Here is a 15415-nt window from a genome sequence, read left to right as displayed (position 1 = left end):
TGCCAGTGGCCGACCAGCATCGCGAACCAGCGCCACGCGTCGCCGCGCTGCGGGATGTGGCCGAACCCCTCGGCATGCTCGGCATCCATCAGGAAGGCCACGACATGCTCGATGTCACCGCGCTCGGGGCCGCGCAGGATCAGGCGCTCGGACTCGACACGAGGCGCATGCGTCAGCGCCCCGGACGCGTAGCGCCCGTGGCCATAGGCGACCGAAGCCGCCGGGATATGCATCCCGTCCAACGTCACTTCTTCTTGCCGAAGCCGCTCAGCCCCGGCGGCAGCCCGCCGCCGCCCATGCCGGGCATCCCGCCCGGGCCGCCCATCTGCCGGGCCGCCTGCTCCAGCGCCTTGGGGTCCATGTTCGCCATCTCGGGCGGCATCCCGCCCTTGCCGAACATGCCGCGCATCGCCTGCTTCAGCGCGCCGCCTTTGCCCATCTTGCCCATCTTCTTCATCATGTCGGCCATCTGGCGCTGCATCTTGAGAAGCTTGTTGAGATCGCTGACCTCGAGGCCCGAGCCCTTGGCAATGCGCTTCTTGCGGCTCGCCTGCAGGATCTGGGGGTTCGCGCGCTCGGCCTTGGTCATCGACTGGATCAGCGCGATCTGCTGTTTGAGCATGCGGTCGTCCATGCCGGATTCGTCCAGCTGCTTGGCCATCTTGGCGGCACCGGGCATCATCTGCAGCATGGCGCCCATGCCGCCCATCTTCATCATCTGCTCGAGCTGGCCCTTGAGGTCGTTCATGTTGAACTGACCCTTCTGGAAGCGCTTCATCATGCGCTCGGCCTGCTCGGCCTCGAGCGTCTGCTGCGCACGCTCGACCAGCGCGACGATGTCGCCCATCCCGAGGATGCGGCCGGCGACGCGTTCGGGCTCGAAGGTCTCGAGCGCGTCCATCTTCTCGCCGAGGCCCACGAACTTGATCGGCTTGCCGGTGATCGCGCGCATCGACAGTGCGGCGCCGCCACGGCCGTCGCCGTCCATCCGCGTCAGCACGACGCCGGAGATGCCGATGCGTTCGTCGAAGTTCTCGGCCGTGTGCACCGCGTCCTGGCCGGTCAGGCCGTCGACCACCAGCAGCGTCTCGCGCGGGTTGGCGACGTCGCGCACCGCCTCGACCTGTGCCATCAGCTCTTCGTCGATCGACAGGCGGCCCGCGGTGTCGAGCATGTAGACATCGTAGCCGCCAAGCGAGGCCTGCGTCTTCGCCCGCTTGGCGATCGTCACCGGATCCTCGCCCTTGACGATGGGCAGGGTGTCGACGCCAATCTGCGTGCCGAGGATTTGCAGCTGCTCCATCGCCGCCGGGCGGTTGACGTCGAGCGAGGCCATCAGGACCTTCTTGCCGTCGCGCTCCTTCAGCCGCTTGGCGAGCTTTGCGGTGGTCGTCGTCTTGCCGCCGCCCTGCAGGCCGACCATCAGGATCGGCGACGGCGGGCTGTCGATGCGCAGGGACCCGGGCTCGCCCTCGCCGCGCAGGACCTCGATCAGCTCGTCGTGGACGATCTTGACGACCTGCTGGCCCGGCGTGATCGAGCGGGTGACCGCGGCGCCCGTGGCCTTCTTCTCGACGGATTTGACGAAGTTGCGCGCCACCGGCAGCGACACGTCGGCCTCGAGCAGGGCCACGCGCACCTCGCGCAGGGCGGCGCGGACGTCGTCCTCGGACAGCGCGCCCTGCTTGGTCAGCCGGTCGAATACGCCGCCAAGACGTTCGGAGAGAGATTCGAACATGAGGGCAGGCCCCCTTTCCTGTCGTCCTTGTCACGCCCGAAGGTAGGCGCGGCGGCGGTGCTTCACAAACCCCGGGCGGACAAAACGCCGGCCCCGGTCGCGGAGGATGGCCCGAACGACGGACGCCCCCGTGGGCGCAACGCGCTGACGGAGGGCGATCCCGGGCCAATACCCATGGGACCGGAAGGCGCCTGCCATTCCGGATGTGCGGGCCGCATACGCCGCTCCGCCGGCCCGAGTCAAGGCCGCGCGGCGCGCCCCTTGCATTCACGAACGCAATCGCCAGTATCGCCGCAGAACTGTGAGCCAGCGCACAAGGCGAACAATGGACAACTGGGACGAGATCCGCACCGCATTCCAGGTCGCCCGCATGGGCACCGTCAGCGGCGCAGCCGAGGCGCTGGGCGTGCACCACGCCACCGTGATCCGCCACATCGACGCTTTGGAACGCCGACTGGGCGTGAAGCTGTTCCAACGCCACGCCCGCGGCTACACCGCCACCGAGGCCGGGCAGGACCTGCTGCGCGTGGCGCAGACGACCGACGACCAGTTCCAGCAGCTCGAGGGCCGCATCCGCGGTCGCGGCAGCGACGTGTCGGGCGAGTTGATGGTGACCTCGCTGGTCGACTTCGCCCCGCTTCTGGTGGGCGCGCTGACCAGCTTTCAGGCGGCGTATCCCGACGTGATCGTGCGCCTGTTGACTGGTGAACGTGTATTCCGCCTGGAATACGGCGAGGCGCATGTCGCGCTGCGCGCCGGCCGCCAGCCGGACGAGCCCGACAACGTCGTCCAGCCCTTCACCCGCCAGGACATCGCGCTCTACGCCAGCCGGGCTTACGTCGACCAGTTCGGCCTGCCCCAGGACGCCGAGGCGCTGAAGACCCATCGCTTCGTCGCGCACGACGACCCCGAGGCGCGCGCGCCGTTCCAGCAATGGCTGCGCCGCACCATCCCCTATGACCGCGTCACGTTCCGCAGCGTCGACAGCCGCGTCATCGAGCAGGCGGTGCTGGCCGGCGCCGGCATCGGCTTCTTCGCGGTGCGCGAGGCGGCGGCCTATCCCGACCTCGTCCAGATCATGCCGCCGCGTGACGAATGGACCTCGCCCTTGTGGCTGGTGACGCATGTGGACCTGCACCGCACCGCGAAGGTGCAGGCCTTCCTGAAGCACCTCAAGGACTACGCCGAAGGGTCCAGCTGTTGACCGAGGCCGCACGCGGCCATCTGGCCATGCTCGCCTTCTCGGCGCTGGTGGCGGGATCCTTCAGCCTGGGCGGCATGGCCGCGCCGTTCGTCGACCCCGCCGCTCTGAACGCCGTGCGCTTCGCGCTGGCGGCCGCGGCGATGTGGGCGATCGCGCTGGCGACCACCGGCGTTCCGCGCACGATGTTCGCCGCGCCCTGGCGCTACCTGATCGTGGCCGCACTGTTCGCGGCCTACTTCGTGACCATGTTCGAGGGCCTGAAGACCGCCGAGCCGGTCAGCATGTCGGCGGTCTTCACGCTCAACCCGGCGCTGTCTGCGGTGTTCGGCTACCTGTTGCTGTCGCAGGTGACGACGCTGTGGATGGCCGCGGCCATCGTCATTGGGGGTGCCGGTGCGCTGTGGGTCATCTTCGACGGCAGCCCGCAGGCGCTGGCCGCCTTCGCCATCGGCCGGGGCGAGGCGATCTTCTTCTGGGGCGTGGTCGGCCACGCGCTTTACGCGCCGCTGCTGCGCCGCTTCAACCGGGGCGAGCCCGCCGCCGCGCTGACCGCGGCGATCCTGACCGTGGGCGCGGTGCTGCTGGCGCTATGGTCGGGCCCGCGCATGGTTGCCACGCCTTGGGCCGAGCTGCCGGCGATCGTGTGGTGGACCATCGGCTATACCGCGATCGCGGCGACGGCGCTGTCGTTCTCGCTGGTGCGCTACGCCACCTTCCGGCTGCCGTCGGCCAAGGTGATGGCGTACACCTATCTCACCCCCAGCTGGGTCATCCTGTGGGAGATCGCCATGCGCCAGGGCACGCCGCAGGCGATGATGCTGCCGGGCGTCGCTCTGACCGCGCTGGCGCTGTTGATGCTGCTGCGCGAGGAAACCGCCTGAGCCGGTCGCTCAGCCGTCTTCGCGCGACAGGCCCTCGTGACGCAGGAACCGCTCGAATGCGTCCAGGTTGACCGCCTCGAACTGGCCGAAGCCCTGCATCCAGATGCTGGCCTCGCGCAGGGCGTCGGGCTCCAGCGCGCACCACTTCACGCGGCCGCGCTTTTCCTGGCTGATCAGGCCGGCGCCGGCGAGGATGCCGAGGTGCTTCGAGATCGCGGCCAGCGACATGTCGAACGGCGCGGCCACGTCGGTCACCGCCATGTCGTCCTCGAGCAGCATCGACAGGATGCGGCGGCGGGTCGGGTCGGCAAGCGCCGCGAACACGATGTCGAGCGAGGGGGCCATGCGACGCATAAGGCGCCGCGTGGCGGGCCGGTCAAGCCCTCGCGCAGCATGTTCAACCGGATAGTTGAATATGCCGCAACGCCGCTCGGGCCCGGACGAGCGACGATGACGCAAAGACCCGTCTTAAAATGCGCCAAAAATACCTCAGCAATATCAGATTATTAGGCCGCTCCGCCGCCCGTCCGCATGGCGGTTGACTCGTCGCGAGCCTGCGCATAGCAACACCGCGACACTTCGGGTGGGGCTTTCGCGTGACCGAGACCGATCCCAGGCGCAGGCTGGACGAGCTGGAAAAGAAGCTTGCCGCGCGCCGTGCGGCGGCGACGGGCGAAAAGGCCCATCACGAGGAACACTACTCGCAGGCGCAGATCGCCTGGCGGATGGTGACGGAAATGGTGGCCGGTCTGGGGATCGGCTTCGGCATCGGCTACGGCCTCGACCGGTTTCTGGATACCGGTCCGTGGTTCATGCTGGTGTTCACGCTGCTGGGCATCGCCGCGGGGATCAACGTGATGATCCGCACCGCGCGCGAGGTGCAGGTGAAACAGGACGCCCGCGAGGCGGGGCAGAAGAACGGCGCCGCCGGCGCCACGCACGAGGGGAAACAGGATGGCGACTGAAGACGTTACCGGCGAAAGCGGCGGTCTGGTTTTCCACCCGATGGACCAGTTCATCGTCGAACCGCTGTTTGGCGCCGGCGCAGTGGGCATGTTCACCATCACCAACGTCACGCTGTGGATGGCGCTGGCCGTCGTCTGCATCGTCGCGCTGATGGTTCTCGGCACCTCGAAACGCGCCGTGATCCCGACCCGCACCCAGTCGGTGGCCGAACTGGCCTATGGCTTCATCTACAAGATGGTCGAGGACGTGACCGGCAAGGAGGGGCTGAAGTACTTCCCCTACATCTTCACGCTGTTCCTCTACATCGTCTTCGCCAACTTCCTTGGCCTGATCCCGACCGCCTTCACCACCACGTCGCACTTCGCGGTGACGGTCGTGCTGGCGCTGGCGGTGTTCCTGGCGGTGACGATCCTGGGCTTCGTGCTGAACGGCACCAAGTTCCTGTATCTCTTCTGGCCGACCTCGGCGCCGCTGGCGATCCGCCCGGTGCTGATGATCATCGAGCTCATCTCGTACTTCGTGCGCCCGGTCAGCCACTCCATCCGTCTTGCCGGCAACCTGATGGCCGGCCACGCGGTGATCAAAGTCTTCGCGGGCTTCGCGGCGCTGGTCGCGGTGTCGCCGCTGGCGGTGCTCGGCATCGTCGCGATGTACGGGCTCGAGATCCTCGTGGCCTTCATCCAGGCCTATGTCTTCACGATCCTGACCTGCGTCTATCTCAAGGACGCGCTTCATCCGCATCACTGACGGCCCCGGACCCCGGTCCGACCCGCAAATCGACAGAACCCCCAACTTCCAGACGTAAGGAGATACCCCCATGGAAGGTCAACTCGCACACATCGGCGCAGGTCTCGCAGGTCTCGGCACGGGTCTCGCCGCGCTCGGCGTGGGCAACGTCGCCGCCAACTTCCTGTCCGGCGCGCTGCGCAACCCGTCGGCGGCCGCTTCGCAGACCGCGACGCTGTTCATCGGCATCGCCTTCGCCGAAGCTCTGGGCATCTTCTCGTTCCTGGTCGCCCTGCTGCTGATGTTCGCCGTCTAAGCCACGGCATTCATCCTTACGCGCGGGCGGCCGTGACCCCACGGCCGCCCGATGGTATGAACAGGTCCGACGGAGGACGCCATGGCGACCGAGACCCAAGGGTTGGTCAGCAGCTGTGTGGGCATGGATGGCAGCGCCATCGGCATGCCTCAGCTTTGCGCTGACTGGTTCCCGAACCAAATCTTCTGGCTTGTCGTCACGCTGGTCGTGATCTACCTGATCCTCAGCCGGATCGCGCTGCCGCGCATCGCAGCGGTGCTTTCGGAACGGCAGGGCACGATCTCTAACGACATCGCCGCGGCCGAAGACCTCAAGAAAAAAGCCGCCGACGCCGAGCAGGCCTACGAGAAGGCCCTCGCCGATGCGCGTGCCGAAGCGCAGGCCATCGCGCAGCGCACCCGCGACGAGATCAAGGCCGAGCTTGCCAAGGCAATGGAAGCCGCCGACGCGCAGATCGCCGAAAAGACCGCCGAGTCGGAAAAGACCATCTCGGAAATCCGCGCCACGGCGCTGGAGAACGTCGAGGCGGTCGCCAAGGACACGGCAGCCGCATTGGTCGCCGCCCTCGGCCAGCAGGCCGACCAGGGCAAGATCGACGCAGCCGTCGACCAGCGGATGAAAGGATAAGCCATGCGCCACCTGATCCTTCCCGCAGCACTTCTGACGGCCAGCCCGGCCTTCGCGGCGTCCGAGTACGGCTTCTTCACGCTGCGGAACACCGACTTCGTGGTGCTGATCGGCTTCATCGTCTTCCTGGCGATCCTGCTGTACTTCAAGGTTCCCGGCCTGCTGGCGGGCATGCTCGACAAGCGTGCCGAAGGCATCCGGTCGGAACTGGACGAGGCCCGCGGCTTGCGCGAAGAAGCCCAGGCCCTGCTGGCCAGCTTCGAGCGCAAGCACAAGGAAACGCAGGCCCAGGCAGATCGCATCGTCGCCCAGGCCCGTGAAGAGGCCGAGCGCGCCGCCGAGGCCGCCAAGGAAGACATGCGCGACTCGGTCGATCGGCGCATGGCCGCGGCCGAAAGCCAGATCGCCTCGGCCGAGGCGAAGGCCGTGCGCGAGGTTCGCGACCGCGCCATCGCCGTGGCCATCGCAGCCGCGCGCGACGTCGTGTCCGAGCAGATGAGCGAAGAGGAATCCCGCCGGCTGATCGACCGGTCGATCGACGAAGTGGGCGCCAAGCTGCACTGAAGACTCACTGCGGACAATCCTTGCGATTGACCCGAGGCCCGGCCTTTGCGCCGGGCCTTTTCTGTGCCAAGCACCGCTTTACCGCATCGGCGGAACACCGCGCACCAACTCGGGAGAGCGACGCGCCATGGCGCATATCATCGTGGTCGGCAACGAAAAGGGCGGCGCGGGCAAGTCCACCGTCTCGATGCACATCGCGACCGCGCTCGCGCGGCTGGGCTTCAAGGTCGGCGTGCTCGATCTGGACCTGCGGCAGAAAAGCCTGGTGCGGTACCTGCAGAACCGGGCGCGGTTCCTGGCATCCGAGAACCGCGAATTGCCAAGCCCCACCTGGATCGACCTGCCCGAGGTCGACCCGACCGATGTCCCCGAAGGCGAGAACCCGAACGATTACCGCATCGCCAACGGGGTCTCTACGCTGGAGCGCGACGCCGATTTCGTCCTGATCGACTGTCCCGGCTCGCACACCCGGCTGGCGCAGGCGGCGCACGCGATGGCCGACACGCTGGTCACGCCCCTCAACGACAGCTTCGTCGATTTCGACCTGCTCGCCCGCATCGACCACGACAGCGAGAAGATCCTGGGCCCCTCGGTCTATGCCGAGATGGTCTGGACCGCGCGCCAGCTGCGCGCCAAGGCCGGGCTGAAGCCCGCGGATTGGGTCGTGCTGCGCAACCGCGTCGGTGCCCAGCAGATGATCAACAAGGCCAAGATGGAACAGGCGCTGGCCAAGCTCGCCAAGCGCATCGGCTTTCGCGTGGCGCCCGGCTTTTCCGAACGCGTCGTGTTCCGCGAGCTGTTCCCGCGCGGCCTGACCCTGCTCGACCTGCGCGACGTGGGCGTGCGGTCGCTGTCGATCTCGAACGTCGCCGCACGGCAAGAGCTGCGCGACCTTCTGAAGGCGCTCGAGCTGCCCGGCGTGAAGGTGAAGTTCTGAGTCCCGCCCGCCGCAAGGAGCTGCGCTTTCGCCTGTGGTTCAGCCTGGGCGGTCTGGTTCTGCTCGGCGTAGCGCTTGTCGTGCGCGGCATCCCCTCGGGTCCCGCGCTTTTCGAGGTAATGGGCATCGCGGGCGTCTTCTTCGGCGGCACGGCGCTTTGGGCGCTGCGGGAACTGCGGCGCGCGCCACGGGATGACGACGCCGGGCGTTAACCTGCCGTTAACCCTGTTGCGCGCACCGTGACGACCATGCGCGCCATGCTCGTCCTGCTTCTCCTGACCCTCGCCGCCTGCGACACCGCCGGCCCCGGCTTTCGCGGCGCCGAGGCGGTCAGCCGCGACTACGACGGCTCGCGCTTCACCCTGCGCTTCAACGGCCCGCTGGCCGAGGCGATCCGCACCTCGCCCGAATGGCTGCCGAAATTCGACGTCATCGCCCGGCGCGCCGCGCTGGCGGCGCAGGCCGAACGGCCCGGCTGCACGGTCGCCTGGGTGCAGGGCGACCCGGCGATGATGGTTATGGGCCTTGCCTGCGGCGACGCGCCCGCGCCGAAGATCCCGCAACGCTCGCGCGTTCTGCTGTGCGAACTGGTCGATTGGCGGCAGTCGGCGACTGGACGACCGGCGCGCTCGACTGCGCGCGGCTCTAGAGGCGCTTCTCGAAAAAGAGGCTGTAAGGCCCGGCTTCGTAGTCGCCGAAGGGGCCACGCGGCTCGAACCCCGCGCGACGATAAAGCCGGTGCGCCGCGTCCAGCCCGGTTCCGGTTTCCAGCCGCAGGACCGGCAGGCCCTTGGCGCGCGCCTCTTGCTCGATCCGCTCCAGGATCGCCTGCGCCACGCCCCGACCGCGGGCCTCTGCGGCGGTGAATATCGATTTGACTTCGCCATAGGTCCCGTGGTCAGCCATCGCGCCGGTTCCCAGCACCGCATCGCCGTCGCGTGCGGTCAGGAACACGATCCCGGGTGCGGCCAGCGCGTCGAGCGACAGGAAATGGTTCGCTTCCTCCGGAAAAAGCGATTGCATCAGCGCGTGGCTCTGCCTGAGAAGCGCCGCAGCAGCGGGGTCGTGCGGGGTGTCGCGCTGGATGATCATGGGCCTGTCCCTTTCGTCGGCAAAACCCTGCGCGGCGCGCCGAAAAAACGCAATATCTTGTGGAGAACATGCGCCCGCCCGCCAGATACGCGGCGTTCGCCGTTGACAGGGCGCCGCCGCAGACGGCACCCTGAGCACAACCCGTGGGAGACCAAGTTGCGCTTCAGCAAGCTGCGCCTGACCGGATTCAAGAGCTTCGTCGACCCGACAGACCTGCTGATCGGCGACGGGCTGACCGGCGTGGTCGGGCCCAACGGCTGCGGCAAGTCCAACTTGCTGGAGGCCCTGCGCTGGGTGATGGGCGAGAACCGCCCCACCGCGATGCGCGGCGGCGGGATGGAGGACGTGATCTTCGCCGGTGCCTCGACCCGGCCGGCGCGAAACTTCGCCGAGGTCGCGCTGCACATCGACAACGCCGACCGCCTGGCGCCCGCCGGGTTCAACGGCAGCGATCATCTGGAGATCATCCGCCGCATCACCCGCGACGTGGGCAGCGCCTACAAGGTGAACGGCAAGGACAGCCGCGCGCGCGACGTGACGATGCTGTTCGCCGACGCCTCGACCGGGGCACATTCGCCCGCGCTGGTCCGGCAGGGGCAGATCAGCGAGCTGATCAACGCCAAGCCCAGGAACCGCCGGCGGGTGCTTGAGGATGCCGCCGGGATCGCGGGGCTCTACCAGCGCCGGCACGAGGCCGAGCTGAAGCTGAAGAACACCGAGACCAACCTGACCCGCGTCGATGACGTGCTGGAACAGCTGACCGCGCAGCTGGCGACGCTCGACCGCCAGGCCAAGCAGGCCGCGCGTTACCGGGCGATCGGCGAAGAGCTGCGCCGCGCCGAGGGGCTGCTGCTGTACCGCCGCTGGCACGAAGCCGACGTCGCCCGACTGGCCGCCGAGGCGGTGCTGCGTGAACGCCTGACCGAGGCCGCCCGCGCCGAGGCCGCCGCACGCGAGACCGAAGCCGCCCATGCTTCGGCCGAGGAGGCGCTGCCGCCGCTGCGCGAGGAAGAGGCCGTCGCCAGCGCGATCCTGCAGCGCCTGACCGTCCAGCGCGACGCACTCGACGCCGACGAGACCCGCGCGCAAGAGCGCATCGCCACGCTGCGCGGGCGCATCGACCAGCTGGGTCGCGACATGGAGCGCGAGGCCGGGCTGAACCGCGACGCGGGCGAGACGATCGAGCGGCTGGAATGGGAAGCCCGCGAACTGGCCCGCGCCGCCGAGGGCCACGACGATGCGCTGGCCGAAGCGGCCGAAGCCGCGTCCGAGGCCGCCTCCGTCCTGGCCGAGCGCGAGGCGGATCTGGCCGCGCGGACCGAGAACGTCGCCCGCCTGGCCGCGCGGCACCAGTCGGCACAGCGGCTGCAGGCCGATTGCCGCAAGACGCTCGACCGCTCCGAGGGCGAGGCCTCGCGCGCGCGCGAGGCGATGGACGCCGCGAAGAAGACGCTGGCCGAAAGCCGCATCGCCGCCGAGGCCGCGACCGAGCGGGCCGAGGAAGCCCAGGCCATGACCGAAGACGCCGAAGCCGCGCTGGCCGACGCCGAGACCGCCCGCGGCGAGACCCAGTCGCGCGAGGCCGAGGCGCGCGCCGAACGCTCGGCCGCCGAGGGCGAGACGACAGCCCTGTCGGCAGAGGTCACCGCCCTGGCCCGGCTGCTGGAGCGCGACACGGCCGAGGGGGGCCAGATCCTCGACCGGCTGCAGGTCGAACAGGGCTTCGAGAAGGCGCTTGGCGCCGCGCTCGCGGACGAGTTGCGCGCGCCCGAGGTCGACGCCGACGGCCCGTCCGGCTGGGCGGTGCTGCCGCCCTACGAGGCGGACCAGCCGCTGCCGGCCGGGGTGACGTCGCTGGCGCAGCACGTCTCGGTCCCCGAGGTGCTAGGGCGCCGGATGGGCCAGATCGGGCTGGTCGACGCCGACGAGGGCCCCGGCCTGCAGGCGGCTCTGAAACCCGGCCAACGACTGGTGAGCCGGCGCGGCGACATGTGGCGCTGGGACGGCTACCGTGCCTGGGCCGAGGATCAGCCCTCGGCCGCCGCGCTGCGGCTGGAACAGATCAACCGTCTGGAAGCGCTCAAGCACGAGTTGGCCGAGGCCGACGCGAAGCTGGAGGGTGCCCGTGCCGCGCACGAGGCGCTGGCCGCCGCGCTTGCCGAGCAGGCCGAGGCCGATCGCGCCGCGCGCGAGGCCCGCCGTGCCGCCGACGCCGCGCTGACCGACGCGACGCGCGCCCAGTCGCGGGCCGAGGCCGACCGCGACATGGCCGAGGGCAAGCTGGAAAGCCTGTCGATGGCCGTGCAGCGCCACGAGGACGAGGCGACCGCCGCCCGCACGCAGATGGCCGAGGCCGAGCGCGCGCTGGCGGATCTGGGCGATCTGGATGAGGCGCGCGCGCTGGTCGAGGATCTGCGCATCACCGTCGAGGCCGCGCGCATGACGATGATGGCGCGGCGTTCGGCGCATGACGAGTTGCGCCGCGAGGGGCAGGCGCGCACCGCGCGGTCCCAGACGGTGACGAAGGAGCTGTCGGGTTGGCGGCACCGGCTGACCACGGCCGAGACTCGGGCCCGCGAACTGGCCGACCGGCGCGACGACGCGCAGGCCGAGCTGGACGAGGCCGCCGACGCGCCCGCCGCGATCGCCGCGCGCCGCGCCGAGCTGGCCGAGGCGATCGACACCGCCGAGGACCGCCGCGCGGCCGCATCCGACGCGCTGACCGCGGCCGAAACCGCGCTGCGCGCCGCCGTCATGGCCGAGCGCGACGCCGAACGGCTGGCCGGCGAGGCGCGCGAGGCACGGGCCGCGGCGCAGGCCCGGACCGAGGCCGCGCGCGAGACCGTCCAGGCGACCGCCGCGCGCATCGAGGACGAGCTCGAGACCACGCCGGCGCGGCTGCTGGACCGGCTGGCCACCGACCCCGACGCGATCCCGGATTCGGACACGCTCGAGACCGAGGTGAGCCGGCTGAAACGCGCGCGCGACGCATTGGGTGCGGTGAACCTGCGGGCCGAGGAAGACGCGGTCGAGATCCGCACCGAACGCGACACGCTGGCCGAGGAAAAGCGCGACCTCGAGGAGGCCGTCGCCACACTGCGCAGCGGGATCGCCAGCCTCAACCGCGAGGGGCGCGAACGGCTGCTGACGGCGTTCGAGCAGGTGAACGCCAATTTCTCGATGCTGTTCCGGCACCTTTTCGGCGGTGGCGAGGCGAACCTGGTGATGGTCGAAAGCGACGACCCGCTGGAGGCGGGTCTCGAGATCATGTGCCAGCCGCCGGGCAAGAAGCTGTCGGTCCTGTCGCTGCTGTCGGGCGGCGAGCAGACGCTGACGGCGCTGGCGCTGATCTTCGGCGTGTTCCTGGCCAACCCCGCGCCGATCTGCGTGCTGGACGAGGTCGACGCGCCGCTGGACGACGCGAACGTGACGCGGCTGTGCGACATGCTGGACGAGATGTGCCGCCGCACCGACACGCGGTTCCTGATCATCACGCACCACGCGGTGACGATGGCGCGGATGGACCGGCTGTTCGGCGTGACCATGCAGGAGCAGGGCGTCAGCCAACTCGTCTCGGTCGATCTGAAGCGGGCCGAGGACATGGTGGCCTGAACGCCCCCGGGAGGTGTCCCACGATGGGACATCGAGTCGCGTCAATGAAATCAATTGCTTGCAGAGACGGATTCAGGCTCTCTTAAGGATTGGGCTGTTTCGGGGCCCGTCGCGCGCGGGGTCGACGGCGCGCTTTTGGGGCTCTGCCCCCGCCGCCTGACGGCGGCTCCCCCGGAGTATTCTTGCCAAAGGGAAGGTGCGGGGCGGCGGCTGGCGCGCGCCTTCGCGGTGGCGTAAGCCGGGGGCCATGCGCCTGTTCCTGCTGATCGCCCTGACGATGACCTCCTTCGCGGCGAACTCGGTCCTCAACCGTGCGGCGGTGGGCGCGGGCGAGCTTGGCGCGATGGCGTTCGGCGCCGTGCGCCTTGGCGCCGGGGCCTGCGTGCTGCTGGCGCTGGTGCTTCTGTTGCGGCGCAGGCCGGCCTTGGGCGGGCCGGGACGGGTGCCGGGCGTCGCGGGGCTGTTCGTCTACATCTTCGGCTTTTCCTTTGCGTACCAGGCGCTGGACGCGGGCCTTGGCGCGCTGATCCTGTTCGGCTGCGTGCAGATCACCATGTTCGCCGGCGCGCTGGTGCAGGGCGAGCGGCCGCCCGCGTTGCGCTGGGCCGGCGCGGCGGTCGCGCTGTGTGGGCTGGCGTGGCTGCTGTGGCCCGGCGCCGGCGTGTCTGTCAGCCTGCCGCACGCCTTCGCCATGGTCGCGGCGGGCGCGGGCTGGGGCGTGTATTCGCTGGCCGGGCGCGCATCCACGGACCCGCTGGCGGCCACGATGGCGAATTTCCTGCTGGCCGCGCCCGCCGGGCTGGTGCTGGCCGGTGCCCTGCCGGGCGCGTTCGAGCCGGCGACGCCGCTGGGGTTGGGCCTTGCCGTGGTGTCGGGGGCGGTCGCCTCGGGGATGGGATACGCGCTGTGGTATTCGGTGCTGCCGCGCATCCCGGGCACGGTGGCGGCGATCGCGCAGCTGACCGTGCCGGTCATCGCGATGGCGGGCGGGGCCGTGCTGCTGGGCGAAGTGCCCGGCGCCGACGCATTGCTGGCCGGGGCCGTCGTTCTGGGCGGCGTCGGGCTGTCGGTGCTGCGCCGCTGAGGCGGGCCGGGTCCGTTTTCGCTTTCACAGCCTCCGCCCCGGCGGTATCCCCGAAGGCATGACCCGCCTCGTCTTCGTGCTGTGCCTGACGATGTTCGCGGCGCCCGCCGCGGCGCGGGATTGCGTCGTGGTGCTGCACGGGCTGGCCCGGACGGAATACTCGATGGCCTTGATGGGGCAGTTCCTGCGGATGCGCGGCTACTACGTGCTGACGCCCGGCTACCCGTCGACCCAGGCGCGGGTGCAGGCGCTGGCGGACGACGTGCTGCCGGACGCCATCGCGCGGTGCGGGGCGCGCCGGATCCATTTCGTCACGCATTCCATGGGCGGCATCCTGCTGCGCTTCTGGCTGCACGATCACCGGCCCGAGCGTCTGGGCCGCGTCGTCATGCTGGCGCCGCCGAACCACGGCAGCGAGCTGGTGGACGAGCTGGGCGGGCTGGAAATCTTCGAATGGATGAACGGGCCGGCCGGCCAGCAGCTGGGCACCGGGCCGCAGGACCTGCCGCAGATGCTGCCGCCGGTCGATTTTACGCTAGGCGTGATCGCGGGGTCGCAGACGCTTAATCCCGCGTTCTCGGCGATCATCCCGGGCGTGGACGACGGCAAGGTCTCGGTCCAGGCGACGGCGGTCGAGGGCATGGACGCGCATATCACTTTGCCGGTCACGCACACCTTCATGATGCAGTCGCCGGTGGTCATGGCGCAGACGGCGCTGTTCCTCGAAGAGGGGCGGTTCGATCCGGACCTGGACTGGACCGAGTACTTTCCGGTGCAGCAGCTGGCCTGCCTGCTGGGGCTGTGCCCCGAGGAGAGCGATGCCGATTGAGATGACGCTGGAGGGCGCGCGGGTCCTGCGGCCGGACGGCTGGGACGACGCGCCGGTGTCGGTGGCCGGAGGCCGCATCGCGGAACGCGCGGCCGGGCGGCGGATCGACCTGAGCGGCTACGAAATCCGCGCCGGCATCGTCGACGCGCATGGCGACGGGTTCGAGCGGCACATGGCGCCCCGGCGCGGTGCGCTGCGCGAGCGGGACGCGGGCGTCGTCGCCGTGGCGGCCGAGCTTGCCGCCAACGGGATCACGACGGCGGTGCTGGCGCAGTTCTGGTCGTGGGAGGGCGGCATGCGCGGGCCCGACTTCGCCGAGGAGGTGTTTTCCGCCGTCGCCGCCGTGGCACCCACCGTGCCGGTGGACCTGCGCCTGCAGATGCGGCTCGAGACGCATTATCTGGAGGCGTTCGGGCGGGCCGAGGCGATGATCGACCGGTTCGGCATCCCGATGGTGGTGTTCAACGATCACCTGCCCCACGCGCGACTGGCCGAGGGGCGCCGGCCGCAGCGGCTGACCGGCCAAGCGCTGAAGTCGGGCCGCAACCCCGAGGCGCACCTGGCGCTGATGCAGGCGCTGCACGATGCGTCCGACCGGGTTCCGGCGGCGCTGGATGCGCTGTGCGCGCGGCTGGCGGACGGGGGCATCGCGATGGGCAGCCACGACGACCGCACCGCCGGGGATCGCACCGCGTGGCGCGCGCGGGGCGTGCGCGTGTCCGAGTTCCCCGAGACGGCCGAGGCCGCGCGCGCCGCCCGCGACGGCGGCGACGCGATCGTGCTGGGCGCGCCCAACGTGGTGCGCGGGGCGAGCCATGCGGGCAATGCCTCGGCGCTGG

At 70.0% G+C, this 15415-nt stretch carries 15 protein-coding genes and 1 pseudogene; 12 read left to right on the top strand and 4 right to left on the bottom strand.

Annotated features, from left to right (window positions below; all coding sequences use genetic code 11):
- Both ACFDTC_RS04735 and ffh read right to left on the bottom strand, forming a co-directional pair.
- Positions 1 to 233 (bottom strand): annotated as a pseudogene (locus tag ACFDTC_RS04735) (hypothetical protein); the annotation flags it as partial.
- Between the two features lie 11 nt (positions 234 to 244).
- Positions 245 to 1738 (bottom strand): signal recognition particle protein, encoded by a 1494-nt coding sequence (ffh, locus tag ACFDTC_RS04730; protein WP_375257723.1) that lies wholly within the window; start codon positions 1736 to 1738, stop codon positions 245 to 247.
- 325 nt (positions 1739 to 2063) lie between these two features.
- On the opposite strand from ffh, the gene ACFDTC_RS04725 reads away from it, so the two are divergent.
- Together ACFDTC_RS04725 and ACFDTC_RS04720 are read left to right on the top strand one after the other, a co-directional pair.
- The gene (locus ACFDTC_RS04725) at positions 2064 to 2942 is read left to right on the top strand and encodes a LysR family transcriptional regulator (RefSeq protein WP_375257722.1); all 879 of its coding nucleotides are present in this window, start codon (positions 2064 to 2066) and stop codon (positions 2940 to 2942) included.
- A complete protein-coding gene (locus ACFDTC_RS04720) occupies positions 2939 to 3823 on the top strand; it encodes a DMT family transporter (RefSeq protein ID WP_375257721.1) in 885 nt (294 codons plus the stop codon). Before ACFDTC_RS04725 ends, ACFDTC_RS04720 begins: the two co-directional genes overlap by 4 nt.
- A 9-nt stretch (positions 3824 to 3832) precedes the next feature.
- On the opposite strand, the gene ACFDTC_RS04715 is transcribed toward ACFDTC_RS04720, so the two are convergent.
- Positions 3833 to 4168 carry an ArsR/SmtB family transcription factor gene (locus ACFDTC_RS04715; RefSeq protein WP_375257720.1) on the bottom strand — a complete coding sequence of 112 codons (336 nt, stop codon included), beginning with the start codon at positions 4166 to 4168 and terminating at the stop codon, positions 3833 to 3835.
- Positions 4169 to 4419: 251 nt separating this feature from the next.
- Between ACFDTC_RS04715 and ACFDTC_RS04710 the strand changes: the two genes are divergently transcribed.
- From ACFDTC_RS04710 to ACFDTC_RS04685, 6 genes are all read left to right on the top strand, one after another.
- Positions 4420 to 4788, top strand: coding sequence for an AtpZ/AtpI family protein (locus ACFDTC_RS04710; RefSeq protein ID WP_375257719.1), 369 nt, complete (start codon positions 4420 to 4422; stop codon positions 4786 to 4788).
- Positions 4778 to 5536 (top strand): F0F1 ATP synthase subunit A, encoded by a 759-nt coding sequence (locus ACFDTC_RS04705; protein ID WP_375257718.1) that lies wholly within the window; start codon positions 4778 to 4780, stop codon positions 5534 to 5536. Before ACFDTC_RS04710 ends, ACFDTC_RS04705 begins: the two co-directional genes overlap by 11 nt.
- 70 nt (positions 5537 to 5606) lie before the next feature.
- The gene (locus tag ACFDTC_RS04700; protein WP_009505655.1) at positions 5607 to 5831 is read left to right on the top strand and encodes a F0F1 ATP synthase subunit C; all 225 of its coding nucleotides are present in this window, start codon (positions 5607 to 5609) and stop codon (positions 5829 to 5831) included.
- A gap of 81 nt (positions 5832 to 5912) precedes the next feature.
- Entirely contained in the window at positions 5913 to 6458 is a 546-nt protein-coding gene (locus tag ACFDTC_RS04695) for a F0F1 ATP synthase subunit B' (RefSeq protein ID WP_375257717.1), read from the top strand.
- A 3-nt stretch (positions 6459 to 6461) separates the two neighbouring features.
- The gene (locus ACFDTC_RS04690; RefSeq protein WP_375257716.1) at positions 6462 to 7022 is read left to right on the top strand and encodes a F0F1 ATP synthase subunit B; all 561 of its coding nucleotides are present in this window, start codon (positions 6462 to 6464) and stop codon (positions 7020 to 7022) included.
- Positions 7023 to 7149: 127 nt separating this feature from the next.
- A complete protein-coding gene (locus ACFDTC_RS04685) occupies positions 7150 to 7959 on the top strand; it encodes a division plane positioning ATPase MipZ (protein WP_375257715.1) in 810 nt (269 codons plus the stop codon).
- A 645-nt stretch (positions 7960 to 8604) separates the two neighbouring features.
- On the opposite strand, the gene ACFDTC_RS04680 is transcribed toward ACFDTC_RS04685, so the two are convergent.
- Positions 8605 to 9189 (bottom strand): GNAT family N-acetyltransferase, encoded by a 585-nt coding sequence (locus ACFDTC_RS04680; RefSeq protein WP_375257714.1) that lies wholly within the window; start codon positions 9187 to 9189, stop codon positions 8605 to 8607.
- Positions 9190 to 9207: 18 nt separating this feature from the next.
- Here ACFDTC_RS04680 and smc point away from each other — a divergent pair, with 18 nt between their 5' ends.
- The 4 genes from smc to ACFDTC_RS04660 all read left to right on the top strand — a co-directional run.
- Positions 9208 to 12663 (top strand): chromosome segregation protein SMC, encoded by a 3456-nt coding sequence (smc, locus tag ACFDTC_RS04675; RefSeq protein WP_375257713.1) that lies wholly within the window; start codon positions 9208 to 9210, stop codon positions 12661 to 12663.
- Positions 12664 to 12910: 247 nt separating this feature from the next.
- Positions 12911 to 13747 (top strand): DMT family transporter, encoded by an 837-nt coding sequence (locus ACFDTC_RS04670; protein ID WP_375257712.1) that lies wholly within the window; start codon positions 12911 to 12913, stop codon positions 13745 to 13747.
- A gap of 58 nt (positions 13748 to 13805) precedes the next feature.
- A complete protein-coding gene (locus ACFDTC_RS04665; RefSeq protein ID WP_375257711.1) occupies positions 13806 to 14576 on the top strand; it encodes an esterase/lipase family protein in 771 nt (256 codons plus the stop codon).
- Positions 14566 to 15415: alpha-D-ribose 1-methylphosphonate 5-triphosphate diphosphatase (locus ACFDTC_RS04660; RefSeq protein ID WP_375257710.1), on the top strand; the 850-nt coding region annotated here is incomplete at its 3' end. The genes ACFDTC_RS04665 and ACFDTC_RS04660, both read left to right, overlap by 11 nt.

The organism is Citreimonas sp. (assembly GCF_042096055.1).
Lineage (GTDB): Bacteria > Pseudomonadota > Alphaproteobacteria > Rhodobacterales > Rhodobacteraceae > Citreimonas.
Note: the sequence above shows the minus strand (reverse complement) of the source record. Positions and strands in the feature narration are given on the sequence as shown.